Source organism: Nonomuraea sp. NPDC050328, assembly GCF_044459405.1.
GTDB lineage: Bacteria > Actinomycetota > Actinomycetes > Streptosporangiales > Streptosporangiaceae > Nonomuraea.
Window position 1 is genome coordinate 18,534 of the sequence record NZ_JBITIW010000009.1, and the last position, 26,260, is coordinate 44,793.

The following is a 26,260-nucleotide window of genomic DNA, read 5'->3' on the forward strand; positions in this document are numbered from 1 at the left end:
TGTGCATTGGGATGCCTATGGGGATACGGGTTTCTTCAACAGCCTGCTGAGGCAGAAGATCGCGATTATCGAGATCAATGCGAGGCCGCCCCAGTTCAGGATGGTGTAGAGGTGGGTCTGGGCGTCGGTGACGCCGGGGAGCTCGCCGAGTTCGAGTTGGTGGAACTGCCACTGCTTGCCGGTCAGGATGAGCGTGATGGCGACCGCGAGGCCGCTCATCGAGTCCCAGAGGCCGTGCAGGAGCGAGACGCCGAGGTAGGCCAGCAGGAACCGGGCGGTGAGCCGGCCGCCCTGGGAGAAGAGCACCGCGCCCAGGATGGCCGACCACAGGCCGTGCCCGACCGGGGCCAGCACGCCGCGCAGGATCTCGGTCTCGACCATCTGGATCAGCGACAGGCCGTCGTCGGTGAACAGCGCGTTGAAGGCGTACCCGGCGCTCTCGAAGGAGGCGAAGCCGAAGCCGACCGTGGCGCCGAGCACCGCGCCGTCGCGCAGCCGGTTCTTGACGATGCCCCGGGCGACCAGCAGCAGCGCGGCGACCTTGACGCCCTCCTCGATCAATCCGACCGCGAAGTACATCCACAGGCTCTGGCCGAGGTAGCTCTCCAGGACCGAGGCGCCGAGCACGCCCAGCACGCCGCCGATGACGAAGCACTTGAACAGCAGCTCGACGGTGACCACGTTGTCGCGGCCGTGCTCGTAGGCCCAGACCACGAAGGTGACCGGGACCAGGAAGCTGCCCAGGAGCACGATGGTCGGGATCAGGTTGGAGTTGGCGGTCACGACCGTGACCACGACCGTGGCCGCCCAGAGCGCGGCGCCGGTGAGGAAGACCTTCCAGTGCGGTCTCACTTGCGCAGCTCTCCCACGGCTCGGTAGGCGGCCGTGATGGCCGCGTCGGCGTAGGCGGCCGGCACGGAGTCGGAGTTGGCGATGGCGATCCGGCCGAACGGCTTCCTGGCGGTCTCGGCCGGGAACGGGCCGTCGGGGTAGAACTTGTTCCACGGCCGGCAGTACTCGGGCGCGTAGCCGTGGCCCCAGCGGTTGACGGTGATCGCCTCGATGTCGCGCCCGGGGTCGAAGCCGCCCGGCCCGAGCAGGCGGGTGAGCTGGTCCCTGATGGAGTACTCCATGTACCCGTAGTCGGTCTTGATCAGCGTGTGCCGGCCCGCGACCGCGCCCTCGGCGGGGCCGGCGTCCGACTGGCAGGGCGTGGCGATCATGTGCACGTTGATCGGCTGGCTCGGGTCGCTGGGGAACTCGTAGCCGGGCATGCTGACCGGGTAGTCCAGCTCGGAGACGCACCAGTAGGCGCCGGTCCAGCGGACGTGGTTGATCCCCACCTTCTTCCAGGCCTGCCAGTCGCGAAGCTGCACCATCGCGTAGAGCAGCGGCATCTTGATCGCCTGGTGCATCGCCTGCTGCTGGGGCCCGGGCAGCGACGGGATCAGGTAGGGGATGACCATGTTCCAGCAGGCCATCACCACCGCGCCGGCCCGGACCGTGCGGATCTTGTTGCCGTCGTAGTAGCCGACCGTGGCGGTGCGGGCGGTGTCGGGGCTGCCGTCGTTGGCGACCGAGACCACCGGGCTCGACAGCCGGAAGCGGACCCGGTTGGTGGGCAGGTCGAGGCGGCTGTAGTCGAACCGCGCGGTGGTGATCCCGTCCATGTCGGTGGCGCTGGCGAAGCCCGGGATCATCCGGCCCACCATCATCCGCACGATCGCCTGGTTGCCCTCGGGGAAGTGGTAGATGTACGGGTCCTCGGCCGTCCACTCCTTCTTCATCGACGGCGAGTTGTACTTCGAGGGCCGGTCGCTGTTGAGCTTCAGGCCCTGGAAGCCGGGGTAGTCCCAGCCGTCGGCGCTGCCCCAGGCGTCGATCGCGCCGAAGGCCCGGGTGTCGTAGGCCCACTCGTCGCTCGACATCGTCCGGCAGAAGCGCTCCACGTCCGGGTGGACCTTGCAGACCTCCAGCAGGAACTGCGAGTAGGTCATGCCCGCCAGGCGCTCCTCCTTCTGCGCCTGGCTGAGCCCCGCGAACCAGTCGGGCGGGCTGGTGTAGAGCCTGAGCAGGTCCTTCTTGGCCTGCTCGGCGATCGGGAGCTGGGCGACGAACTGCGGGGCCTTCAGATTGGGCATCAGGCGCACCAGCCGGTCGGCGGCGAAGGTCTCCTTGTCGCACATCACGCTGTCGGTCAGGCCGAGGCGCTCGTAGAGCTTCTGGTCGAAGTACTTCTCGAACTTCTGCACCTCGACGCCGAGCTGCTTGAGCAGGTCCTTGCCCTCGGCGGTCCAGACGCTCGGCGCCTCCAGCGACTGGGAGCCGCCGTAGCCGATCAGGCCGCCCTGACGGCCCTTGGGATAGAACTCGTTGCGCCGGGCGTGGCCGCCGAGCTCGTCGTGGTTGTCCAGGATCAGGACGCGGGCCGACGGGTCGCGGCGCAGCCACTCGTGGGCCGCGCTCACCCCGCTGATCCCGCCGCCGACCACGACCAGGTCGTAGTTCTCGCCGGTCGCCTCGGGCGAGCCCGCGTACTGCCAGAAGCGGTCGTCGCGCAGCGCATGCGCCACGCTCAGCGCCTGCGGGGTGTTGCCCTGGAGACCGGTGAGGGCGGGCGGGAACTTCGCGTCCCCGGGCACCTCCAGGTGATCGGTGCCGATCAGGCTCGGACCGCTGCCCAGCCCGCCGCAGCCGGCCAGCGAGCCGAGCGCCGCGGCCCCGGCGGCCATCGCCACCCCGTCGAAGAAGTCCCGGCGCGAGATGCGGCGGTCCATCCCGAGTTCGCGCGCCCGGCGCGGATCGATCTCCATGGCGCGATCATGGGGAGGGGTGGCAATTGTCGCTGTACGGCACGCAGTGTTTCGGCGAACATTTGCGCGAGGTATTACGCATACGGGGAAGGGCCTCTCGCGGTGGCGAAGAATCGTCTAGCGTTTTGGCGAATTGCCGCCGGACGGGGGAGCATTATGCGCCACGCAATTGTCCCGATTTCCCGCATTATCGCGGGACTTATGGTGATCGCCGGAACGGCCGGGTGCGGCGGGGATGCCGTGCCGCCCGCCGCCGCCTCCCGGACGGGCCACGCCACACCCCGGCAGGAGGCTTCCGGGCAGCCGTCGCCCTCGCCGCGCGTCACCTCGGCCGCCGCCGCGCGCCTCAGCCGGGCCCTGCTGGCCACCCCGCGCGGCATGCAGGTGGCCTACGGCCCCGAAGTCGGCCCGTACGGCGGGCTGGAGGCCACCCGGCGGGGCCTGGAGGCCATGCGCCAGGCCAGGCTGAGCAAGCCCCAGTGCGCCGGCGCCGGCCAGCTCGACGCCGCCGCCCCGGCCGTCGCCTCGGCGCCCGCGGCGGTGGTCGCCTTCGCCTCCGACGCCGGCTCGCTCACCGAGGCGCTGGTCACGCTGCCGCCCGGCCAGGCCGCCCTGCCCGCCGAGCCGCCGGCCGCCTGCCGTACCTACACCGCGACGGTGGGCGGCTCGACGATCTCCTACCTCACCCGGCGGCTGCCCGCGCCGATGCTGGGGCAGGAGTCGCGGGCCTCGCTCACCACGACCACCTCCAGCGGGCAGACGGTGCAGATCGCCACCGGGACCGTTCGCCATGGAAATGTCATCATGAGCATTCTCATGGTGGGGTCGAAGATAAAGCCTGCGGATTTGCGGGCAAACGTGAAGCGCGCCTACAAGAGGCTTACTTCGACCCTTTCGTGAACGTCGGCCCCGCTCAGATGAGCACGTGGTCGGCCGGGTGGCCGACGAAGGAGAACTGCGCGTTCCTCGTCAGCTTGATGTGGTCGGCCTGCCAGGTGTGCATCGCGGTGTCGGCGCTGCGCCAGTAGACGAAGTTGAACCGGTCGGCCGAGTAGATCTTGACGCCCTCCTCGCGGAGGCGGCGGACCAGCGTGGTGTCCTCGCCGCGGGTGAGGTCCTCGAAGGGGTAGGTCCGGAAGAGTCCGGCCTTACCGAGGAACGTCCCGCCCTGGACCAGCCACGAGTAGCGGTGCTCCAGGCCGGGCAGCCGGAGCATCGTGGTGTTGCGGCCCTCGAAGTAGGCGTAGTGCGCGCCCTTGCCGACCAGTTCGGCGTCGGTGTAGTCGAAGGAGCGCACCAGGTCCGACAGGTAGTGCGCGCCGTACAGGTTGTCGTCGTCCATCTTGGCGATCAGCTCGCCGTCGGCGTGTGCGATGCCGTGGTTGAGGCACGCGCCCAGCGACCACTCGGCCGGGGTGGGCAGCACCACCACGTCGCTGATGCCCGCGGCCCGCGCCTTGTCGCCCACCACGACGGGGTCGATCTCCACACCGTTCAGCACCATCACGAGCTGGACGGGCTTGTGGATCTGCTTGGCGACCGAGCCGATCGCGTGCTCGATCTGGCCCGCGCGGTTGGTCGGCAGGATGACCGAGATGCTCCGCGAGCGGTTCTCCACCGGCCGGCCCAGCAGCCGCAACACCTGGTCCACGCGGTGCGAGAACAGGTGCTTGTCGAAGACCTCGCGCATGGCCAGGTGGCCCATCCGGGCGCGCAGCTCCGGCGAGTTGATCAGGTGCAGCACCTGGTTGTACGACTCGACCGGCTCCTTGGCGATCGGGACCAGGTCCCCGAAGGTCTCCTCGATCGCCCGCGACCAGCCGCTCACCACCGGGGTCGAGCAGGCGCTCAGCTCGAAGACGCGCCGGGCGCACATCGTCGGCGAGTCCAGCACGCTGTTGACGTTCAGGAAGACCTTGTACATCCGGTAGGCGGCCAGCATCTGGTCGTAGGGCAGCTCGCCCACGATGTGCGGGCGGTACTTCTCCGGCCAGGCGTACTTGTCGTCCACCGAGTCGTTGCGGGCGAAGATGTGCAGGCCGAGCTCGCGGACCGGGTCGATGACCGTCTCCATCTGCTCGCGGCGCTCGGGGTGCTTGTCGCGGAAGTACATCCCCGCGAACACCACGTCGTGCAGCCGGCCGGCCTTCTGCTGGATCGGGTTGTGCACCCGCGGCTGGGCCGCGAACTGCAGCACGTCCACCCGGTCATGCCCCAGCACTTCCCGATATTTCGGGATCATGTCGCCGTCGCAGGTGAACACGTAGTCGAACAGCTTGGCCGTGTCGATGAAGAAGTCGAAGTTCGGCGGGTCCTCCTTGTTCCAGAAGACCGTCGGGATGCCCTCCTGCTTGCACCAGGCCACCAGCTCCTGCAGCGGCTCCTTCGGCGCGTTGGTCCCGGTCATCTGGTAGCGCCAGCGGCCCTGGTTGCCGTGCCAGGCCGACTCGCAGAACAGCAGGTCAGGCCGCTTGTCGGCGAAGATCTCCGGCCAGTCCTTCAGCCCGAACTCGATCTGGTCCCACTCGTAGCGGAAGGCCATCCTGGAGAAGTCGTCCAGGATCACCGCCACCTTGAGGTCGGGGCGGTTGATCGGCCCGGCCGGCCACTTCACCGGCGGCACCTCCACCAGCGGCCCGCGCCCGTCGACCTCCGCGATCACCTCGCCGACCGTCCGCGGCGCCTTCGGCGCCCGTCCCCGCTCCTTCAGCGCCTTCAGCGTCCGGCCCGGGCTCTTGGCCACTATCGCCTCACCCAGCTTGAACGCGCGCTTGGCCTGCGTCGCCTCCAGCTTCCAGGTGGCGTACTCCGCCTTCGCCTCGGCGATCTCCAGCCGCCTGCGCAACTCGGCCACCTCGGCCTCGTACCGCTCGACCAGCTTGCGCTCCTCGGGCAGCCAGTTGATCGGTCCCAGACGCTGGAAGGTCGGCTCTTCGGGGGTTTCGGCCATGGTGCTCGCCTTATCGAGAGGTGGGGGATCCGGTGCGTGGATCGTCAGGGCTGGACGGAGGCGTGGGCCGCCGGGGCGAGGTTGTCGCCCTTGAGCCAGGCCGACACGACGCGGGCGATGCGGGGACCGGCCTGGCCGTCCCAGAGGACGGGCAGTTCCTCGGCCGGGATGGCGGCGCCGTCGGCCAGGGCCTTGGCGGCGGCGGCGGGCAGCGAGGCCGGGGTGACCAGGCGGTTGGTGCCGTGGGTGACGGTGATCGGCCGCTCGGTGTTGGGCCGGACGGTGAGGCAGGGCACGCCGAGGATGGTGCTCTCCTCCTGGACGCCGCCGGAGTCGGTGACGACGAGCGAGGCGCCGCGCACCAGGGAGAGGAAGTCCACGTAGCCGAGCGGGTCGACGACGAGGACCGACTCGGAGGAGACCAGGCCGGCCTCGGCCAGGCGGGTACGGCCACGCGGGTGGATCGGGATGACCAGCGGGATCTGCTCGGCCACGGCCAGGACGGCGTCGACGAGCTCGCGGGCGGCCTCGGGGGAGTCGACGTTGGCCGGCCGGTGCAGGGTGGCGACGGCGTACCGCGCGGGCAGGCCGAGCCGCCCCACGACGGGCGCGGGGTCGAGCTTGGGCAGCGCGGTGTAGAGGCTGTCGATCATCGGGTTGCCGACGAGGTGGACGCGGCGCGGGTCGACGCCCTCGGCGGCCAGGTAGGACAGCGCGTCGGGGGAGGTGGCGAACAGCAGGTCCGACAGGGAGTCGGTGACGATGCGGTTGACCTCCTCGGGCATGCTCCGGTCGAAGGAGCGCAGGCCCGCCTCCACGTGCGCGGTCGGCACGCCCAGCTTGGCGCAGACGAGGATCGCGGCGAGCGTGGAGTTGACGTCGCCGTAGACCATGACCAGGTCGGGGGCGTGCTCCTCGACGACCTCCTCCAGCCCGACGAGCAGGGCGGCGGTCTGCTTGGCGTGGGTGCCGGAGCCGACGCCGAGGTTCGCCACCGGCTCGGGCAGCCCGAGGTCGGCGAAGAAGACGTCGGACATCAGGGCGTCGTAGTGCTGCCCGGTGTGGACGATGCCCTGACGGATGCCGAGGGAGTCCAGGGCACGCACGACCGGGGCGGCCTTCGGGAAGTTGGGCCGGGCACCCAGCACGTGCAGGACCAGGGGGTTCTCCCTCATCTACCTTGCCTTTCAGGTTTGCTGAGCAGGGCTGGTCAAATCGGTGCCTATGGTACGGTCACCGACGTGGTATCCGACCCCAGACGTCCAATTTCCGCCAAGTCGGCCAAGGCCGGAGTGGGCGGACTCGTCAAGGGCTTCCTCCAGCACCCCGTGATCGTCGGCCGGGTCGTCGTCGCCAAGGTGAAGTCCGACCCCGTCCGCGTGGCCCAGGCGGCCGCGGACGCGCTCCCGCCGAGGCTGCGCCCCATCGTGGGCAAGGTCGCCTGGCCGGCCGCGCGCGGCGTGCGCCGGCTGGTCCGCAAGGTCGGCATGCGCATGATCAAGGCGCCTTGGAACGAGGCGAAGCAGCACTGGGACAAGGGCCGGGTGACCCTGGCCGCCGAGACCCTGGAGCCGCACGCCAAGTTCCCGTTCATCAAGCGCCGCGCGGAGTACTACCGGGGCGAGCTGGAGGCGATCAGCCCGAACCCGATCCCGCCCGGTGCGCGGATCGAGGTCGGCGAGCGCGTCCAGGGCCGGGTGCTGCACCTGGTCACGAACGCTCTGCCGTACACGCAGGCGGGCTACACCGTGCGCACGCACCGGATCGTCACCTCGCAGCAGGCCAAGGGGCTCGACCCGCACGTGGTCACGAGCTGGGGCTGGCCCATGATGCAGGGCCACGCCACGGCGGAGCCGTACGAGGAGATCGACGGGATCCCCTACCACCGGCTGCTGCCGGACGGCGGCGACGTGCCCTTCGAGACGCGCGGCCGGATGCTCAGGGGCGCCGACGCGGTCACCAAGCTCGTGGCCTCGCTGCGCCCGCAGGTGCTGCACGCCGCGACCGACCACCGCAACGGCTCGGTGGCGCACGCGGTCCGCGAGCGCACCGGCACGCCCTTCGTCTACGAGGTCCGCGGCTTCCTGGAGGAGACCTGGGCCTCGCGCGACGCCGAGCGCATCGGCAGCGAGCGGCACCTGCTGCAGCGCGACCGTGAGGCCTTCCTCATGCGCGAGGCGGACGCGGTCGTGACGCTGGCCGAGACGATGGCGGTCGAGATCGTCGAGCGCGGCGTCCCCAGGGAGCGGATCTTCCTGGCCCCGAACGCGGTGGACGACACGCTGCTGACCGCCGAGTACGACGGCGAGACCTTCCGCAACCAGATGGGCATCAGTCCCGGCGAGGTCGTCGTGGGCTCGGTGTCCAGCATCGTGGCCTACGAGGGCTTCGCGACGTTGCTGCGCGCGGCGGCGCTCCTGCGTGACCAGGGCAGCGCGGTGCGCGTCCTGATCGTGGGCGACGGCGCCGAGCGCGAGAACCTGCTCCAGCTCGTCGAGGAGCTCAGGCTCACCGACGCGATCCTGCCCGGCCGGGTCGGCCCCGAGGAGGCGCTGCAGGCCCAGGCGGCGATCGACATCTTCGCCTGCCCGCGCGAGGACCTCCGGGTCTGCCGGCTCGTTACGCCATTGAAACCCGTCGAGGCGATGGCGCTCGGCAAGCCGGTCGTGCTCAGCGATCTGCCCGCGCTCTCCGAGCTCGTGGGCTCGGACGGGGCCGGTGCGCTGGTGCCGCCTGGCGATCCGGCGGAGCTCGCCAAGGTGCTGGCCGCCCTGCGCGAGGACCCCGCTCGCCGTGCCGAAATGGGCGCGGCCGGAAAGGCGGAAGTCGCGGCGAAGCGCACGTGGAGCCGCGTTGCCGAAACCTATAGAGGTCTCTATGAGTCGCTTGCCCATTGATCACCCTGTCGGTTCTGACGGTTTCCGTAGCATTAGGCGTGAGCTAGGTGGACTTGAGATAACCTTTGCGACCATGAAGTGTTGTTTCCGGCTTGCTAGGGCAGCGCAGTGACTGAATTCGACTTGGCCGTCATCGGACTGGGCTACGTCGGCATGCCGCTGGCCAAGGAGGCCGTCGCGGCCGGGCTGCGGGTCGTCGGCTTCGAGGTCGACTCCCGCAAGGTCGACGCGCTCAACTCCGGTCAGTCCTACATCGACGACCTCACCGACGCCGACCTCCAGCACATGCTGGCCAACGGCTTCACGGCCACGCTGGACGACTCGGTCCTGGCGCGCAGCGCCACCGTCGTCATCTGCGTGCCGACCCCGCTCGACGAGGACCACCGCCCCGACCTGTCCGCCGTCGAAGGCGCGACGAAGACCGTGGCGAAGAACCTGACCGCGGGCACCCTGGTCGTCCTGGAGTCCACCACCTGGCCCGGCACCACCGACGAGGTGGCCAGGCCGCTCCTGGAGGCCTCCGGCCTGACCGCGGGCGCCGAGTTCCACCTGGCCTTCTCGCCCGAGCGCATCGACCCGGGCAACCCCAAGTACGGCCTGCGCAACACGCCCAAGGTCGTCGGCGGCTACACCGCGGCCTGCCGCGACCGCGCGACGGCGTTCTACGCGCAGTTCATCGAGCAGGTCGTCCCGGTCAGCGGCACCCGCGAGGCCGAGATGGCCAAGCTGCTGGAGAACACCTACCGGCACGTCAACATCGCCCTCGTCAACGAGATGGCGATCTTCTGCGACGAGCTCGGCATCAACCTGTGGGAAGCGATCGAGGCCGCGGCGACCAAGCCGTTCGGCTTCCAGAAGTTCCTGCCCGGCCCCGGCGTCGGCGGGCACTGCATCCCGGTGGACCCGAGCTACCTGTCCTACACCGTGCGCAAGCTGGGCTACCCGTTCCGGTTCGTGGAGCTGGCCCAGGAGATCAACGAGCGCATGCCGTCGTACGTGGTCAACCGCGTGCAGCGACTGCTCAACCGGCACAAGAAGGCCGTCAACGGCTCCAAGGTCGTGCTCCTCGGCGTGACCTACAAGGCCGACATCGCCGACGAGCGCGAGACGCCGGCCCTGCCGGTCGCCCGCGCCCTGCTGGAGCTCGGCGCCGACCTGGCGTTCGTGGACCCGCACGTCCGGCAGTGGTCGGTGGACGGCACCGCGGTGCCGCGTGAGGAGGACCTGGCCCAGGCGGTGGCCGACGCGGACGTTACGCTGCTGCTCGTGCAGCACGCCGCTTTCGATCTGGACCTGGTCGAGGCCAAGGCCCGGCTCGTGCTCGACACCCGCGGTGTGCTCACCGAGGGTGAACGCATCGAGCGGCTCTAGCGACAGGAGGGCTGCGCTCAGTGCACGTGCTCGTCATGACGGTGGTGCATCACCCCGAGGACGCGCGGATCCTGCACCGGCAGATCCGCGCGCTCGTGGATGCCGGTCATGAGGTCACGTACGCGGCGCCGTACACCGCTCGCGGAGTCGTTCCGCGACCCTGGGTGACCGGGATCGACCTGCCACGGGCGGCCGAGCGCAAGCGCTTCGCCGCCGTGCTGGCCGCGCGCAAGGTGTTCAAGCAGCTCCGCGACAAGGTCGACCTCGTCCTCATCCACGATCCCGAGCTGCTCTTCGCCGTCTGGGGGGTGCGCCGCCGTCCCCCGGTGATCTGGGACGTGCACGAGGACAACCCCGCGACGCTCTCGCTCAAGCCGTGGCTGCCGGCGCTGTTCCGGCCGCCCGTCCGCTTCCTGGTCCGGCTGCTGGAGGGCACGGCGGAGCGCAAGCTCCACCTGCTGCTCGCCGAGACCGCCTACGCCGGGCGGTTCAAGGAAGCGCACCTCATCGTGCCGAACGAGACCTGGGTGCCCGACTCGGTCACCCCGCCCGGCGACGACCGCGTGGTCTACCTGGGCTGGATGTCCTGGGCTCGTGGCGTGCAGGAGGCGGTCGAGGTGGCCCGGCTGCTTCAGCCGTACGGTGTGACGGTCGAGCTGATCGGCTACGCCGACCCGCAGTCCCGGCCCGTGCTCACCCAGGCCGTCGCCGACGGCGTGCTGGAGTGGCGCGACTTCATGCCGAACGACGAGGCGCTCAAGCGGCTCGACGGCGCGCTGGCCGGCCTGTCGCTGCTGCACGACGAGCCGAACTACCGGCACTCCATGCCGACGAAGATCGTCGAGTATATGGCGCACGGCATCCCCGTCATCACCACGCCCTCCCCGCGCGCGGTGGAGCTGGTGGAGCGCTACGACAGCGGCGTGGTCGTGCCGTGGCAGGACCCCAAGGCGGTCGCCCAGGCCGTCCTCCACCTCCGTGACGACGAGCGTGAGCGCAAGGCGCAGGGTGCGCGGGGCTATACAGCGGCCCGCACGAACCACCACTGGCCCAACTCGGCCCGCCGGTTCGTCGCCCAGCTCGAAGCGTGGGCGGGAATCAAGTAGACCGTGCGCTGGCTACTCGGGCTGCTCGCAGCGGCCATCATCGCCGCCGTGGTGGCCGTGGTGATGGTCCTGCCGGGCGACCCCCGGCCGGTCGCCGAGCGCACCCCGGTCACGCCGTCGAGCTCGGCGACCGGCTCGCCGAGCGCCACGCCGTCGAAGATCGTCGATGAGTGCGGCACCTTCGACACCCGCCAGCGCGTCTCGTACGCGGTGACCGGCTACTGGATCACGCCCTCCACCAACCCCTGCACCTGGCGCCACCAGATGGAGGAGATCCACCGGGTGGGCGGCGACACCGTGATCCGGATCGGGTACGGCCTGCAGTACCGCGCGGTCAAGAACGGCCGGGTGATGAAGAACGGCGAGCCGGACCCGCAGTTCGCCGAGTGCGTCGACAACGGCCGCCCGTGCGTCGAGGCCGCCGAGGCCGACCTCGCCCAGGCCGCGCCGGGCAGCCGGATCAACCGGGTCTACGCCTACCGCACCGACGAGCACTTCGGGCCGGACCTGTTCCGCTGCCCGAAGGTCGAGAAGATCATCGAGACCGGCGGCAAGCGCGTCTACTACCGGCTGCTCGCCCCCTCCGACGGCTCCGACCCGGACTCCTGCGACTTCACCCGGCCGCAGGACTACGACCTGATCCTGATCGCCGCCTCGGCCAAGGACAGCCTCACCCAGCTTCTGGAGCTGGGCGAGCGGTTCCAGGTCGCGGTCTTCCCCGCGCTGCCGCTGGCCCCCCGCGACCCGGACCGGCCGATCCGCGCCGACCCGGAGCACCTGGGCGCGCTGACCACGCTGACCCGGCGCATCCTGCACGACTACGGCCAGCGCTTCCGCGACAACGAGTGGCTCGGCGGGGTCTACCAGCCCTTCGAGGTCCAGATGACCGAGGCGCTGAAGAGCAACCCCACGCTGGAGATCTTCCGCGAGCAGCACACCATCGTGCAGCAGGAGCTGCCCGACAAGCAGGTGCTGATCTCGCCGTACATCGACGCGCGCAAGCGGGTCGCGCACGGGCAGAAGCCGGGCCAGGTCGCCCAGGGCTTCCAGGCGCTGGCGGAGACCGGCGTCGGCATCATCGTGCCGCAGGACGGCCGCGGCACCGGCAAGGGCGCGCTGTTCTGGCCGGACGAGGCCGGGGAGGAGGTCGACGCCCGGCTGCGGCCCGTGGTGGGCGAGACGACCTACGGCTCGGCCTACCACGGCTCCACCCGCGACTACTTCCGGGCGATGGCCGCGGTGCGCGACAAGCTGATCGAGCAGGGCGACGACGTCGAGCTCTGGGCCAACGTCGAGGCGTTCGAGCCCTCCGGCCGCGAGCCGTGCGCGGCGCAGGGCACCCGCGGCAAGACCGACAAGCGCCGCCTCGACCAGGCCGTCGCGATGACCGGCCGGTATGTGCAGAAGGTCGTCTCCTACATGTGGAGCGACTTCATGACCTGCGGCTCGCCGTCGATGCAGGACGACCTGCTGACCGACGCCGACCGGCCCATCGCGGTGGACGCCATCCGGCAGGGCGGCGACACCGGCGACGGCCTGCGGATCCGCGCCTACCAGTTGGAGACCGGCGGCACGGTGACCGTCACCTGGTCCGGCGGCAACCGCTCGATGAGCATTACCTCGGTCGAGGAGGCGCTGGAGGACCAGGCGGAGGGTCTGCTGGAGGCGTGGGTGCCCTTCGACTGGGGGCAGGTGCCGGCCGGCGAGTGGGTGCGGGTCGGCGTGACCAGGGCGTCCGGAAAGGAAGCAACGGAGCCGTTGCACGTCCGCATCCAGTAACGTGCCTGGCATGGTCCCCAGGATTCCGGTCAGCGTGGACCTCGTCGTGCTCACCGTCCGCTGCAACGCGCTCTCCGCCCTGGTGTGGCGGCGGGACAATCCGCCGTTTCTGCGCCGGTGGTCGCTTTCCGGTGGGTTCATCCAGCTCGACGAGGACCTGCCGGACGCGGCGCGGCGCATCCTGGCCGAGCGGGCCGGCCTGCCGGGCGCTCCGGTGCACCTGGAGCAGCTCCAGACCTACGGCTACCCCGACCGTGACCCGCGCCAGCGGGTGCTGAGCGTGGCCTACCTCGGGCTCGCCCCCGACCTGCCCGCCTCCGAGCAGGCGCACATGGCCTGGGTGCCGGTCGACGACCTGACCGCGATGGCCTTCGACCATCGCCGGATCATGCTGGACGCCATCGAGCGGGCCCGCGCCAAGCTGGAGTACACCCCGCTCGGCGCGGCCTTCTGCCCGCCCGAGTTCACCGTGGCCGAGCTGCGCCGCGTCTACGAGATCGTCTGGGGGCGGCAGCTCGACCCGCGCAACTTCCACCGCAAGGTGACCAAGGCCGAGGGCTTCCTGGTCGAGACCGGCGCCACCACCACCCGCGACGGCGGCCGCCCGGCCAAGCTCTACCGGCGCGGCCCCGCCGAGCTTCTGCACCCGCCGATGCTCCGCTCGCTCAAAGAGGCCTGAGCAGCCGTTCTCCGAAGGCACGGCAGCCCGCCCGGAACGCGGCCGGTGCTTCGTCGAGGGTGAAGTCGGCGTCCAGGAAGGCCAGGCTCAGCAGGAGCCACTGCCACGCGTCGAGCCTGAGCACCACCTCGGTGCGCCCGTCGCCGAGGTCGGTCAGCTCGGCGTCCTGGTGCCGTAGCGCGTCGGCGACCGCCTGGATCGGCGCCGCGACGGTGAGCACGACCCGCTCGCGGTCGCGGTTGAGCCCCTGCCGCAGGTAGTCCACGGCCGAGCCGGCCGGCAGCGGCCTGGGGATGAACCCCGTGGTCGAGATCCGCAGCCCGGAGATGCGGTCGGCGCGGAAGACCCGCCAGTCGGCCCGCCCGGTGTCCCAGGCCAGCAGGTACCAGCGCTGCAGGTGCAGCACCTGCCGGTGCGGCTCCACCCGGCGGGCGGTGCGGCCGGCGTAGTCGAAGGTGACCTGGAGCCGGCGCTGGATGGCCTCGGCGAGCGTGGCCAGGTCCTCGGCGCTGGTGCTCGGCGCGATCGAGGTGCTGGTCTCCAGGCTGGCTCGCAGGTGGGCGGCGCGGTGCCGTAGCCGCCTGGGCAGGTACTGGTCCACCTTGCCGTAGGCGCGGGTGGCCGCCTCGTCGACGCTCCCCTCGGTGGCGCTGCCGGTCGCGGCCAGGGTGGCCAGGCCGAGCAGGGTGGCGATGGCCTCGTCGTCGTCGAGCACGAGCGGCGGCATCGCGTTGCCCGCGGTCAGCCGGTAGTACCCGCCCGGTCCTGGCTGCGCCTCGACCGGGTAGCCGTAGCCGCGCAGCCGGTCCACGTCGCGGCGCAGCGTCCGCGGGCTCACGCCGAGCCGGGCGGCCAGCTCGTCGCCGCCGAACGAGCGCCCCGACTGCAGCGTGGTCAGCAGGGCGAGGACGCGCTGGGTGACATCGGCCATGCCCTCCAGCGTATTGCGGCCAGGATCCGTCCGCATCTGCGCCTAGCCTCGACGTCATGGACATCCGTATCAGGGGAGCTCGGACCAACAACCTCAAGGCCGTGGACGTGGACATCCCGCGCGGGCGGCTGGTCGTGTTCGCGGGCGTGTCCGGATCGGGGAAATCGTCACTGGTCTTCGACACCATCGCGGCCGAGGCCGGGCACCAGCTCAACGAGACCTTCCCGCCGTTCACCCGCAACCGGCTGCCGAAGTGGAGCCGGCCCGAGGTGGAGGAGATCAAGGGGCTGTCACCGGTGGTGGTGATCGACCAGCGCCGGCTCGGCGGCAACGCCCGCTCGACCGTCGGAACCATCACCGACGCCTGGACCTACCTGCGGCTGCTTTTCTCCCGCATCGGGACGCCGCACGTGGGCGAGTCCAACCACTTCTCCTTCAACGACCCGGCCGGCATGTGCCCGACCTGCTCCGGACTCGGCGAGGTCGTGGTGAGCGCGGTCGAGCGCTTCCTCGACCTCGACCGCTCGCTGGCCGAGGGCGCCATCCTGCTGCCCGGCTTCGGCAACGGCGGCTACTGGTACGCCCAGTACGCCGACATCGGCAGCTTCACCGCCGACACCCCGCTGCGCGAGTGGACGCCGCAGGAGCGCGAAGCCCTGCTGTACGGCGGAGCCGCCGCCGCGGCGCTCGGCGTTCGCCCCCCGGCCGACTACGAGGGCATCGTCGCCCGGTTCGAGCGCATCTACCTGCACACCTCCGACAACCTGTCCGACCGCAAGCAGGAGGCCATCGCCCGCTTCACCCGCTCGCAGAGCTGCCCCGACTGCCACGGCGACCGGCTCAACGAGGCCAGCCGGGGCGTGACGGTGCTCGGGCACACCATCGGCGAGCTGTCCCGTATGGAGGTGACCGAGCTCGCCGACCTGGTCGGGCGGGTGACCGAGCCGGCCGTGGCCCCGGTGCGGGGGGCGTTGCTCGACCGCCTGGGCGCGATGGTCACCATGGGTCTCGGCTACCTGCACCTGGGCCGGGCGACCACGACGTTGTCCGGCGGGGAGTCGCAGCGCATCAAGACCGTCAAGCACCTGGGCAGCAGCCTCGTCGAGATGCTCTACGTGTTCGACGAGCCCACCGTCGGCCTGCACCCGCACGACGTGCAGTCGATGATCACCCTGCTGCGGCAACTGCGCGACCAGGGCAACACCGTGCTGGTCGTCGAGCACGACCCGGCCGTGATGGCGGTCGCCGACCAGATCGTCGAGATCGGCCCCGACGCCGGGGCCGGAGGCGGCGAGCTGGTCTTCCAGGGCCGGTTCGAGGACCTCAAGGCGGCTCGCACCGCGACCGCGCTGGCCCTGGCCGCCCAGGCGCCGGCCAAGGCGGCCCCCCGCGCCGCGACCGGCGTGATCACCGTCGCCGGAGCCACCCGCAACAACCTCAAGGACCTCACCGTGGACTTCCCGGCCCAGGTGCTGACCGTGCTGACCGGTGTCGCCGGCTCCGGCAAGTCGAGCCTGGCCGCCGAGCTGGTCGCCCAGCAGGGGGCCGTGGTGATCGACCAGCGGGCGCTGAGCACGAACCGCCGCTCCACGCCCATCACCTACACCGGCATCGCCGCGCCGATCCGCAAGCTGTTCGCCCAGGCCAGCGGGCTGCCGGCGGGCCACTTCAGCGCCAACTCCGCGGGCGCCTGCCCCGACTGCAACGGGCTGGGCGTGATCTACACCGACCTGGCCTTCATGGACGGCCAGGAGACCGTCTGCCAGACCTGCCAGGGCCGCCGCTTCACCCCCGAGGTGCTGGCGCACCGGGTCAACGGGCTGTCCATCGCCGACGTGGACGACCTGACCATCCACGACGCCCTGGACCTGCTGCCCGACGCCGCCATCCGGCGCGGGCTCGGCCACCTCGACCGGGTCGGGCTCGGCTACCTGCGCCTGGGCCAGCCGCTGACCACGCTGTCGGGTGGCGAGTGCCAGCGCGTCAAGATCGCCAAGGAGCTGCGCGACAGCGCGGAGCCCACGCTGTACGTCATGGACGAGCCCACCACCGGCCTGCACCTGCGTGACATCGCCACGCTGCTGCGCATCCTGGACCAGCTCGTCGAGCAGGGGCACACGGCCGTCGTCATCGAGCACAACGTCCAGGTGATCCGGCACGCCGACTGGGTGATCGACCTCGGTCCCGGGCCCGGCAAGCACGGCGGCCAGGTGCTCTACGAGGGGCCGGTCGCCGGGCTCAGGGACACCGCCACCGCCGACGCTATCGGGTGAAGCGGTCGTAGCCCACGAAGGTGAACAGCCGCTCGCCCGGCGCGAGCGGCTCGGGCTTGCCCTCGAACCGGTGCACGCCGACCCCGAAACCGAGGCCGGGGTCGGAGGTCCAGACCCGCTCGAAGCCCAGCTCCTCGAACCACCGGCAGATCAGCGGCACCCGGTCGGGCTCGCCCCGGTGCCGCGTCCAGATCACCGTGCCGCCCGGCGCGCAGAGCTGCGGGACGAAGCCGACCGTGCGCCGGATGTCCTCGTCGGAGATGTTGCCGAAGACGCCGCAGATCAGCACCACGTCGGCCGGGGCGGTCACCAGGTAGTGGTCGGTCAGCGCGGCGTCGCCGGTCACCACCTCGACCCCGCGCAGCCGCGCCGATTCGGCCGCCGACCGGGCGCGCGCGGTGTTCTCCGGGTCGAGCTCGACCAGCAGGGCCCGCACGTCGTCGCGGCGCGGATGGTCGGGCAGCACCCCGAGCAGGTCGCGGCCCTGACCCGCGCAGAGGCTGATCACCCGCAGCGGGCCCGGCGGCGCCTCGTCGAGCGCCAGGCGCAGCCGCTCGCGCACCACCTCCAGCCGTGCCGCCAGCACGGAGCCGGGCCGGTCGTACTCGTGATGCCAGCCGTGCCAATCCATGATCAAGAGATTAGGCCGGAGGCGGGGGCAAATCCATGCCTGCGCCGAGGATTCCGGTGAGGAGCCAGTCGAGGCCGAGCGCGAAGTTGCGGGCGATGTGCTCCTGCGGCACCACCGCCCCCTCGCCCGGGTTGAACGCGGCGAAGCCGATCGTGTAGACGATCAGCACCCGGCGGGCCTCCACCGCCTGCTCGCCGTGCACCCCGCCTTTGGCCAGCAGGTCGAGCATGATCTCGCCCAGACGTTGCGCCTGCGGGCCGCGGGCGCCCTGGCGGCTCAAGTAGAGCGGCACCAGCTCGGCGTGCTCCAGCAACACCCGGTAGGTCGCCGTCATCAGCTCGCGCACGCCCTGCTCGGGCCGCGGGTCCTCCGGGGCGGGGATGCCGCCGAGGACGTCGTCGAGCAGCTCGTCCACCAGGGCGGTCTTGCTCGGCACGTGCGAGTAGAGCGTGTTGGGCCGCACGCCCAGCCGGTCGGCCAGGGCCCGCATGGTGAGCGCGTCGAGGCCGTCGCGGGCGAGCAGGTCGCGGGCCGCGGCGAGGACGGTCTCCCGGTCGAGACCGGCGCGCTGGCCTCGGGCTCTTGGTGGGGTCATGAGGGTAATGTACAGTGTCCAATTGAATTGGACGCTGTACAACTTGGAGTCTGGACATGACGCTCACCGGAACCGCGGCCGGCGTGCCGTACCTCGCCGTGCCGCCCGCCACGCCGAACCCTGACGCGCCCGTCGTCCTGGCCTGGCACCTGCTCGACTCGCCGCGCACCCCGGCCGCACTCGCCGCCGCCCTGCCGCTGGACGGCCTCGACGCCTGGCGCGTCTACCTGGGCCTGCCTATGACGGGCGACCGGCTGCCCGAGGGCGGCTGGCCGGAGGTCATCCGGCTGGCGAGCGAGGACGCCGTGCGCAACATGCACCGGCCCGTCGTGTACGGCGGAGCCGAGGAGTTCGCCGCCGCCTGGCCGGAGCTGAAGCAGGCACTCCAGGTCGAGCCGCGCTCGCTCGGCGTCGTGGGCGGCTCGATGGGCGCGGCGGTCGCCCAGCTCGTGGCCCTGGAAAGCGGCCTCGACATCGAGGCGGCCGTGCTGGTCAGCCCGGTCGTCCAGCTCCGGGCCGCCGTCGCCGCGGTCGGCAGGCGGTACGGCATCGCCTACCCCTGGACGGCCGAGACCGACGCGGTGGCCGAACGGCTCGACTTCGTGGCCAGGGCCGCCGAGTTCGGGCCGACCCAGGTGCTGCTCGTCGTGGGCGAGGAGGACGACCGGGAAGGCTTCCTCGACCCGTCGGCGGCGCTGGCCGAGGCGCTGGGCGGGCGGGGCCGGCTGGCCACGATCCCGGACATGGGGCACGCGCTCGCCGACGAGCCCGGCACCGACCCCGCGCCGCAGACGCCGCACGCCGCCGCGGTGGACCGCCTCGCCACCGGCTGGCTCCGCGAACGCCTGTAGGTTGACCGGCTGCGGGGGTGCGACCACGGGGCACATGCCGTACCTGCCGGCTGGACTGACGGCCTGTCCAGGGGACTCTGAGTGTGCCGAGCCGAAGACGGCCTCATAAGGTAAGGCCATGCCTCGTTTCCGCTCCATCCTGGACACAATGCCCGGCTACGTGCCGGGCAAGGCCGTCGTCGGGCCGGACGGCCGGTCCTTCAAGCTCTCCTCGAACGAGTCCCCCGACGAGCCGCTGCCCTCGGTGGTCGAGGCGATCGCGGCCGGCGCCCGCCAGGTCAACCGCTACCCCGACCCGGCGGCGACCAAGCTGACCGAGGCCATCGCGGCCAAGTACGGCGTGCCGGCCGAGCACGTCGCGCTCGGCCCCGGCTCGGTGACCGTCGCCCAGGAGCTGTTCGAGACGATCAGCGAACCGGGCGCCGAGGTCATCTACGCCTGGCGCTCCTTCGAGGCCTACCCGCTGCTCGCCGACCTGGCCGGGGTGACCTCGGTGAAGGTGCCGCTGAAGGGTGAGGACCACGACCTCGACGCGATGGCCGCGGCGATCACCGACCGCACGCGCATGATCTTCGTCTGCAACCCGAACAACCCGACCGGCACCGCGATCCGCCGCGACGACCTGCTCGCCTTCCTCGACAAGGTGCCGCAGGACGTCCTGGTCGTGCTGGACGAGGCCTACCGGGAGTACGTGCGCGACCCCGAGATCCTCGACGGCCTCACGGTCTACCGGGAGCGGCCCAACGTGGCGGTGCTCCGTACCTTCTCCAAGGCGTACGGCCTGGCCGGCCTCCGCCTGGGCTACCTGATCGCCCCCGAGCCGGTCGCGGCGGCGGTGCGCAAGGTGATCGTGCCGTTCGCGGTCAACCACCTGGCCCAGGTGGCGGGCATCGCCTCGCTCCAGGCCGGCGACGAGCTCCAGGAGCGCGTGGACTACGTGGTCAAGGAGCGCAGCCGGGTGCGCGACAGCCTGATCGCCCAGGGCTGGACGGTGCCGGTGAGCGAGGCGAACTTCGTCTGGCTGCGCCTGGGCGAGGCCAGCGCCGAGTTCGCCGCCGCCTGCGCGGCGGAGGGCGTGGCCGTGCGGCCTTACGGCACCGACGGCGTGCGCATCTCGATCGGCACCCAGGAGGAGAACGACGCCTTCCTGGCCGCCGCCGAGCACTACCTCAAGCGCTGACCTTCACGCGCTGACCTTTTCTGGGTCCGGTGCCGGTTTCGGGCGTCGCTCGGTCGAGATGACCAGGGCGACGCCCACCACGATCACCAGGCCGCCCAGCAACACCTTCGGGGTGACCGGCTCGCTGAGCACCAGCGCGCCGAGGACGACCGCCACGACCGGGTTGACGTAGGCGTAGGTGGACACCAGCGAGATCGGCGCGTTGCCCAGCAGCCACACGTACGAGGTGAAGCCGACCAGAGAGCCGACGACGATCAGGTAGGCCAGCCCGATCCAGGAGCGGCCGGAGACCGCCGCCAGGTCGAGCCGCTCGCCCAGGCCGCTCCCGAGCACCAGCAGGCCCAGCCCGCCGACGAACATCTCGACCGCGCTGGCCGCGAACGGGTTGGCCGGCATCGCGATCCGGCCGGACAGGAACGAGCCGATCGACCACGACAACGAGGCGAGCAGGATGATCACGATGCCGAAGGTCGACCCCTCGCCGCTGCCGGTCATCGAGAGCGCCGCCACGCCGGCGAAGCCGATCAGCACGCCGGCCAGCGTTACCAGGCCGGGCCGGTCCCGCACCAGCAGCCGGAAGACGACCAGCCACAGCGGCACCGAGGCGACCAGCAGGGCCGCCAGCCCGGAGGAGATGTGCTGCTCGGCGACGGCGACCATGCCGTTGCCCGCGGTCAGCAGGAGCAGGCCCACCACGGCGGCCCCGACGAACTCGCGCCTGGTCATCCGGAAGGCCTGCCGGCCCTTGGTGGCGAGCACGACCGCGCCCAGGATGAGCGAGGCGGCCACGAACCGCATGGCCCCGTGCAGCATCGGCGGCAGGGTCTCGATCGCCACCGCGATGCCGAGATACGTCGAGCCCCACACCACGTAGACCAGGCCCAGGGCCACCCAGATCAGGAGGCGCTTGCGGCTGTCACTGGTGTTGGCATTCATAGCTCATGACAATAGCTTTGCCCGCTGACAAAGCCGCAAATGGGGCGGCCCGCCGGCCCTGGGAAAGGGGAAGGGGGACGGCGGGCCTGTTCAGTGGGTCATCACCGGGGACCCAGCTTCTCCACAATGAGCCGGTAAAGCTGCCTCGGCCGACCGGGCTGAGGGGTGCGGTTGGGCGGAAGCGGCCACGCGAGTCCCTCGTCAACCAACGTGCGCAGCAACCGCCGAGCCGTGCGCGGCGTGACGCCTAGCATCCGGCCCGCTCCCTCGGCGTCGACCACCGTGTCCCCGCCCTCCAGCTTCGCGGCCAGCCGGGCGAGCACCTCGATGCCCTTGGGCTTGAGCGCCGTGGAACCGCTCGGTGGCATCCGCGGCGCCGGAACCAGCGCCCTGCCCTCCCGGTCCACGGCGAAGCCCTGCGCCTGTTTGCCCGCCTGGGTGCGCGCCAGCGCGGCCCGTGCGTGCGACTCGGCGTCGTGCGTGGTGCGGCCCATCCCGACCCCGACCTCCACCGCGAGGCCGAGCTCGTCCCGGATGCGCGCGGCGAAGGGCAGGACGCGGAAACCGTCCGTCGCCCCCGCGATGCTGCCGCGCGTGGCCGTCACCAGATAGCTGTGATCGTCGATCGGCCACACCGTCGCGTTGATCCGGTTGGCCTCCTGCACCAGCAGGCGCTGGAGGGACAGCCGGAGCTCGTCACGCCAGTAGCGGGGGGAGGCCCGCCGTACCGGCTCGCGGAGCGTGGGCACCTCGACCAGCACCACGGTGAGCTGCGACTCCTCCAGCCGGTGGTGCGCGCCGAGCAACGCCGCGGTGTGCAGCGCCGTACGCACGGCCGCGGAGGTGGGTTTCACCCTGATCACCGGCACGCCGGAGCTCTGCAGCCGATCGGCCACCATCGGCAGGCAGGTCAGCGCACCGGTGGTGACCCCCTGCCGAGCCAGCCGCTCGTGGTAGGCCGCGATCGTGCCGGTGGCGCCCGGCTCGTCACGGCTGTGGACGTCTGTCGTGGGTATTCCCAGATCTGTATAGGCCTCCTCGACCTCTGACCTGCTGATCACGTCGACGCTGACCCTTGTGGGGTCGAACCGAGTGTCCAGCGCAGCCTTGCCCAGCGCAGCGACGAGCGCTCCGCCGCCCAGTTGCACGTAGGTCGCCGGCATGGTCAACACACCGGACCGCCTGGCCAGCTCGTAGGGAACCGGGCTGGCGAACAGGCACGCGTCCACTCCGGGACCGAGCCTGGTGACCTTGTCTGCTGCCTCCTGCTCGTCGCGATACGCGGCGGCTACCAGTCGGCAGGGGAGGGGCGCGGCTGCGTGGCCCATGAGCATGACTCTCTCGACGAGGTCATGGGGACCCACCACACCGATGGTGAGGTCCGGTGTCATGGCGCCCGGGCGTGACACTCGGGGAGGTTCTTCGGTCCGCTCGACCAATGTTCGTCCCATCCTGCCGTCCGTTGCAGTCCTTGAATGGCGGGGAAGCTCCGGAGTGAAGCTTCCTCCTTTTGGAACGATCGCTTGCGGGGGCCGTAATGTCACGCCCGACTTTTCCGGAAAGCCGTTCTGGTTGACCGCCCGGAAGGGTGTCAGGGCAGCTCAGGGGCTATATCAACGGGTTCTTTATGACCCAGAAATCTCTCGCGTAATGTCCGCGCCCAGTGCCCGCATTCGCTCGGCCAGTTGGGCGTGGCCGCGGTCGATGAGGTAACCCTGCTCGATTACCGTCTCACCGTCGGCCGCCAGTCCCGCCAGCACCAGAGCGATCCCGGAGCGCAGATCGTGCGCGGTGACCCGCGCGCCGGTGAGCGGGGTGGCGCCGTGCACGATGGCCCGGCCGCCGTCCACCTCGATCTGGGCGCCCATCTCGCGCAGCTCCTTGGCCAGCTCGAAGCGGCCGTCGAAGATGCGCTCGTGGATGTAGCTGTCGCCGGCGGCCTGCGTGGCGACGGTCATCATCGGCGACTGCAGGTCGGTGGCGAAGCCGGGGTAGGGGGCGGTGATGATGTTGATCGGCCGCAGCGCGCCGGTGCAGGTCACGTGCTGCACCGCGCCCTGGCGGGTGAACTCGACGCCCATCTGCTCCAGCTTGTAGCGCACGACACCCAGATCGAGGCCGGTGCCGACGAGCGAGACCTCGCCGCGGGTGAGCGCGGCGGCCATGGCGAAGACGCCGGCGTCGAGCCGGTCGGGCATCACGGTGTGCTCGACGGCGTGCAGCTCCTCCACGCCCTCGACGGTGATGAAGCCGGTGCCGCCGCCGCTGATCCGGGCGCCCATCTTGGTGAGCATGTCGATGACGTCGAGGACCTCGGGCTCCTGCGCCGCGTTCTCGATCACCGTGACGCCCTTGGCCAGCGCGGCGGCCATGATCAGGTTCTCCGTGCCGGTGTGGCTCGGGGTGTCCAGGTAGAGGGTGGCGCCGGTCAGGCCGGAGGCCTTGACGTGGATGACCGTCTCGCCCTCGTCGACGATGGCGCCCAGGCGCTTGTAGCCGAGGTAGTGGAAGTCGAGGTTGCGGCTGCCGAGGTTGCAGCCGCCGACGCCCTCGACGATCGCCTCGCCCAGGCGGTGCATCAGCGCCGGGGTGAACAGCACCGAGCCGCGGAAGCGGCGCGCGATCTCGGCGGGGAGCACCGCGCTGGTCAGCCGCGAGGCGTCGATGACCAGCGTGCGCTCGGCCTCGTGCAGCTCGACCTGCGCGCCGATCGTCTCGGCGAGCTCGACCGCGCGGCGGACGTCCTCGATGATCGGGACGTTGCGCAGGACCGTCCGCCCCTTCGGCGCCAGCAGGGCCGCACCGATCATGGGCAGCACGGCGTTCTTCGCGCCCTGGATGAACGCGGTTCCACGCAGTGCGTTGCCTCCGCGCACGCGGTAACGGACCATTTCCTGCCGCTCCCCTGGGTAGTTATCGGTCAGGGGCTAACAGTAACCGTTGATAACCCGTGGGATTGCCGAACTACGCGGTAAAGGAGTGACCTGTGAGGCGTTCGTACGCATCCAGGTAGCGTTGCCGGGTCTGTTCGACGATCGCGTCCGGGAGCCGGGGCGGCGGGTTGCCCGACGACTTGTCCCAGCCGGAGTCCGGCGAGGTCAGCCAGTCGCGGACGAACTGCTTGTCGAAGGAGGGCTGGGGCCGCCCGGGCTGCCATTGGTCGGCCGGCCAGAAACGGGAGGAGTCCGGGGTGAGCACCTCGTCGGCCAGGGTCAGCACGCCGTCGGAGTCGTGGCCCAGCTCGATCTTGGTGTCGGCGACGATGATCCCGCGCTCGGCCGCCAGCTCCGCACCCCTTTTGTAAACATTTAGCGTGATTTGGCGGAGCTTTTCAGCGGTTTCCGCGCCCACGATCTCCACCACCTGCGCGAAACTGATCGGCTCGTCGTGCTCGCCGATCGGCGCCTTCGTCGACGGCGTGAAGATCGGCTCCGGCAGCCTGGACCCGTCCTCCAGCCCCGGCGGCAGCTCCACGCCCGAGACCTTGCCGGTGGCGCGGTACTCCGCCAGCCCGCCGCCGGTCAGGTAACCGCGTGCCACGCACTCGACCTGGACCATCTGCAGCGGCTTGCACACCACGCTGCGCGCGTCCGGCCCGTGCGCCACGATGTGGTTCGGCAGCAGGTCCTCGAGCTGCTCGAACCACCACAGCGAGAGCTGGGTGAGGATCGCTCCCTTGTCGGGGATGCCCGGTTCGAGCACGTGGTCGAAGGCCGAGACGCGGTCGGAGGCGACCATGAGGAGGTTGCCCTCGTCGGTTAGGTAGAGGTCGCGTACCTTGCCGGAGTGCAGGTGCTTCATCGGGCGATGTCCGTCCTGTGGTGCGAGCCGCGCAACTCGATGCGCCCGGCCAGGTCGTAGGCGTTGCGGCGGGCGGTCTCCTGGTCCGGGCCGTTGCCCAGTACGGCGAGCACCCGGCCCCCGTCGGCGACCAGCCGGCCGCCGTCGAGCTTCGTCCCGCAGTGCAGGACGTAGGAGTGGTCGGTGGCGTCGATCCCGGTGATCGGGTCGCCCTTGACCGGCGTCCCCGGGTAGTTCTCGGCCGCGATGATCACCACGACCGCCGAGCCGTCGCGGAAGGCCGGGACGGTGCGCAGCTCGCCGGTGGCGCACTCCAGCAGCAGCCCGGCCAGCGGCGTCTCCAGCCGGTCGAGCAGCACCTCGGTCTCGGGGTCGCCGAAGCGGGCGTTGAACTCGATGACCTTCGGCCCCTTCGAGGTGAGCGCCAGCCCGACGAACAGCACTCCCTGGTACGGCAGGCCGCGCCGGGCCAGCTCGGCGATGGTGGGCCGCACGACCTCGCTCATCACCTGCTCGGTCAGCCCCTCGGGCGCCCAGGGCAGCGGCGTGTAGGCGCCCATCCCGCCGGTGTTGGGCCCCTCGTCGCCGTCGTAGGCGCGCTTGAAGTCCTGGGCCGGCTGGAGCGGCACGGCGGTCGTGCCGTCGCACAGCGCGAAGAGCGAGACCTCCGGGCCGTCGAGGAACTCCTCGATGACCACCCGCTCGCACGAGGCGGCGTGCGCCAGCGCCTGCTCCCGGTCATCGGTGACGACGACGCCCTTGCCCGCGGCCAGTCCGTCGTCCTTCACCACGTACGGCGCGCCGAACTCGTCGAGCGCCCGCTCGGCCTCGGCCCGCGTCGTGCAGGTGCGCGAGCGCGCGGTCGGGACGCCCGCGGCGGTCATGACCTGCTTGGCGAAGTCCTTCGAGCCCTCGATCCTGGCCGCCTCCTTCGAGGGGCCGAACACGGGGATGCCCGCCTGCCGTACCGCGTCGGCGACGCCGGCCACCAGCGGCGCCTCGGGGCCGACGACCACGAGGTCGGCGGCCAGGCGGGTGGCCAGCGCGGTCACCTCGGCGGGGTCGAGGGCGTCCACCGGGTGCAGCGTCGCCACCTCGGCGATGCCGGCGTTGCCGGGGGCGCAGTGGAGCTCGGTCACCTGGGGGTCGAGCCGCAGCGAGCGGCACAGGGCGTGCTCACGGCCGCCGGATCCAATCACAAGAACGCGCACGTGCCTCATTGTCGCAGGCCCGGCGGAGGTGGCCGGATGCGGTCACATTCTTTGGCCGGTTTTACCTGATCGCTGGGGGTCGGGGGAGTATCGTCAGGGTGGTCTAGTCCGCCTGTGGTAGATTAGGGCAGCTTTGCGCCGTCTTTGCGATTGGAGGTGGTCCGGGATGAAACCTGGTGATCCCAGCAGTACGCGCTCGCACGCGTACGCCGTGCATAGCCCCGACCACTCCAATCCGGCAGCCTGATCGTTCCTC

At 71.0% G+C, this 26,260-nt stretch carries 21 protein-coding genes; 9 read left to right on the forward strand and 12 right to left on the reverse strand.

Features of this window, described 5'->3' with window-relative positions:
* Positions 1–15: 15 nt before the first annotated feature.
* A complete protein-coding gene (locus ACIBG7_RS29840; protein WP_357919221.1) occupies positions 16–852 on the reverse strand; it encodes a PrsW family glutamic-type intramembrane protease in 837 nt (278 codons plus the stop codon).
* On the reverse strand, positions 849–2,813 hold the full coding sequence (locus ACIBG7_RS29845; protein ID WP_357919223.1) for an NAD(P)-binding protein: 1,965 nt from the start codon (positions 2,811–2,813) through the stop codon (positions 849–851). The genes ACIBG7_RS29840 and ACIBG7_RS29845 overlap by 4 nt, the downstream gene beginning before the upstream one ends.
* A 201-nt stretch (positions 2,814–3,014) precedes the next feature.
* Between ACIBG7_RS29845 and ACIBG7_RS29850 the strand changes: the two genes are divergently transcribed.
* The gene (locus ACIBG7_RS29850) at positions 3,015–3,713 is read left to right on the forward strand and encodes a hypothetical protein (RefSeq protein ID WP_357919225.1); all 699 of its coding nucleotides are present in this window, start codon (positions 3,015–3,017) and stop codon (positions 3,711–3,713) included.
* A 13-nt stretch (positions 3,714–3,726) separates the two neighbouring features.
* On the opposite strand, the gene ACIBG7_RS29855 is transcribed toward ACIBG7_RS29850, so the two are convergent.
* Together ACIBG7_RS29855 and wecB are read right to left on the reverse strand one after the other, a co-directional pair.
* A complete protein-coding gene (locus tag ACIBG7_RS29855; RefSeq protein ID WP_357919228.1) occupies positions 3,727–5,763 on the reverse strand; it encodes a glycosyltransferase in 2,037 nt (678 codons plus the stop codon).
* A gap of 44 nt (positions 5,764–5,807) precedes the next feature.
* A complete protein-coding gene (wecB, locus tag ACIBG7_RS29860; protein WP_397338376.1) occupies positions 5,808–6,938 on the reverse strand; it encodes a non-hydrolyzing UDP-N-acetylglucosamine 2-epimerase in 1,131 nt (376 codons plus the stop codon).
* 117 nt (positions 6,939–7,055) lie between these two features.
* Here wecB and ACIBG7_RS29865 point away from each other — a divergent pair, with 117 nt between their 5' ends.
* The 5 genes from ACIBG7_RS29865 (at position 7,056) to ACIBG7_RS29885 (ending at position 13,595) form a co-directional block, all read left to right on the forward strand.
* Positions 7,056–8,660, forward strand: coding sequence for a glycosyltransferase family 4 protein (locus ACIBG7_RS29865; RefSeq protein ID WP_397338377.1), 1,605 nt, complete (start codon positions 7,056–7,058; stop codon positions 8,658–8,660).
* Between the two features lie 108 nt (positions 8,661–8,768).
* Positions 8,769–10,031 (forward strand): nucleotide sugar dehydrogenase, encoded by a 1,263-nt coding sequence (locus ACIBG7_RS29870; protein WP_357919239.1) that lies wholly within the window; start codon positions 8,769–8,771, stop codon positions 10,029–10,031.
* A 20-nt stretch (positions 10,032–10,051) separates the two neighbouring features.
* Complete coding sequence (locus ACIBG7_RS29875) at positions 10,052–11,137, forward strand: glycosyltransferase (RefSeq protein ID WP_397338378.1); 1,086 nt, start codon at positions 10,052–10,054, stop codon at positions 11,135–11,137.
* 3 nt (positions 11,138–11,140) lie between these two features.
* A complete protein-coding gene (locus tag ACIBG7_RS29880) occupies positions 11,141–12,916 on the forward strand; it encodes a DUF4434 domain-containing protein (protein WP_397338379.1) in 1,776 nt (591 codons plus the stop codon).
* Between the two features lie 10 nt (positions 12,917–12,926).
* Positions 12,927–13,595, forward strand: a complete 669-nt coding sequence (locus ACIBG7_RS29885; RefSeq protein WP_397338380.1) for an NUDIX hydrolase — start codon at positions 12,927–12,929, stop codon at positions 13,593–13,595.
* Here the strand turns inward: ACIBG7_RS29885 and ACIBG7_RS29890 are convergent.
* Positions 13,582–14,526 carry a helix-turn-helix transcriptional regulator gene (locus tag ACIBG7_RS29890; protein ID WP_397338381.1) on the reverse strand — a complete coding sequence of 315 codons (945 nt, stop codon included), beginning with the start codon at positions 14,524–14,526 and terminating at the stop codon, positions 13,582–13,584. The genes ACIBG7_RS29885 and ACIBG7_RS29890 overlap by 14 nt on opposite strands.
* 56 nt (positions 14,527–14,582) lie before the next feature.
* Here ACIBG7_RS29890 and ACIBG7_RS29895 point away from each other — a divergent pair, with 56 nt between their 5' ends.
* Complete coding sequence (locus tag ACIBG7_RS29895) at positions 14,583–16,799, forward strand: ATP-binding cassette domain-containing protein (protein WP_397338382.1); 2,217 nt, start codon at positions 14,583–14,585, stop codon at positions 16,797–16,799.
* Here ACIBG7_RS29895 and ACIBG7_RS29900 read toward each other — a convergent pair.
* Both ACIBG7_RS29900 and ACIBG7_RS29905 read right to left on the reverse strand, forming a co-directional pair.
* Positions 16,789–17,430 (reverse strand): SAM-dependent methyltransferase, encoded by a 642-nt coding sequence (locus tag ACIBG7_RS29900; RefSeq protein ID WP_357919256.1) that lies wholly within the window; start codon positions 17,428–17,430, stop codon positions 16,789–16,791. The two genes, ACIBG7_RS29895 and ACIBG7_RS29900, sit on opposite strands and share 11 nt — an antisense overlap.
* 10 nt (positions 17,431–17,440) lie before the next feature.
* On the reverse strand, positions 17,441–18,025 hold the full coding sequence (locus ACIBG7_RS29905) for a helix-turn-helix domain-containing protein (RefSeq protein ID WP_357919259.1): 585 nt from the start codon (positions 18,023–18,025) through the stop codon (positions 17,441–17,443).
* Between the two features lie 56 nt (positions 18,026–18,081).
* On the opposite strand from ACIBG7_RS29905, the gene ACIBG7_RS29910 reads away from it, so the two are divergent.
* Positions 18,082–18,876 carry an alpha/beta hydrolase family protein gene (locus tag ACIBG7_RS29910; RefSeq protein ID WP_397338383.1) on the forward strand — a complete coding sequence of 265 codons (795 nt, stop codon included), beginning with the start codon at positions 18,082–18,084 and terminating at the stop codon, positions 18,874–18,876.
* A gap of 118 nt (positions 18,877–18,994) precedes the next feature.
* Positions 18,995–20,056, forward strand: coding sequence for a histidinol-phosphate transaminase (gene hisC, locus ACIBG7_RS29915; protein WP_357919265.1), 1,062 nt, complete (start codon positions 18,995–18,997; stop codon positions 20,054–20,056).
* Between the two features lie 3 nt (positions 20,057–20,059).
* On the opposite strand, the gene ACIBG7_RS29920 is transcribed toward hisC, so the two are convergent.
* The 5 genes from ACIBG7_RS29920 to purD all read right to left on the reverse strand — a co-directional run bounded on the left by ACIBG7_RS29920 (position 20,060) and on the right by purD (position 26,004).
* Positions 20,060–20,992: an EamA family transporter gene (locus ACIBG7_RS29920; protein WP_357919268.1), complete on the reverse strand. Its 933-nt coding sequence runs from the start codon at positions 20,990–20,992 to the stop codon at positions 20,060–20,062.
* A 101-nt stretch (positions 20,993–21,093) separates the two neighbouring features.
* A complete protein-coding gene (locus tag ACIBG7_RS29925) occupies positions 21,094–22,383 on the reverse strand; it encodes a GTP cyclohydrolase IIa (RefSeq protein WP_357919271.1) in 1,290 nt (429 codons plus the stop codon).
* Positions 22,384–22,617: 234 nt separating this feature from the next.
* Positions 22,618–23,883, reverse strand: a complete 1,266-nt coding sequence (gene murA / locus ACIBG7_RS29930) for a UDP-N-acetylglucosamine 1-carboxyvinyltransferase (RefSeq protein ID WP_357919274.1) — start codon at positions 23,881–23,883, stop codon at positions 22,618–22,620.
* 73 nt (positions 23,884–23,956) lie between these two features.
* Positions 23,957–24,793 carry a phosphoribosylaminoimidazolesuccinocarboxamide synthase gene (locus ACIBG7_RS29935; RefSeq protein ID WP_357919277.1) on the reverse strand — a complete coding sequence of 279 codons (837 nt, stop codon included), beginning with the start codon at positions 24,791–24,793 and terminating at the stop codon, positions 23,957–23,959.
* Complete coding sequence (gene purD, locus ACIBG7_RS29940) at positions 24,790–26,004, reverse strand: phosphoribosylamine--glycine ligase (protein WP_357919280.1); 1,215 nt, start codon at positions 26,002–26,004, stop codon at positions 24,790–24,792. Before purD ends, ACIBG7_RS29935 begins: the two co-directional genes overlap by 4 nt.
* Positions 26,005–26,260: the final 256 nt, after the last annotated feature.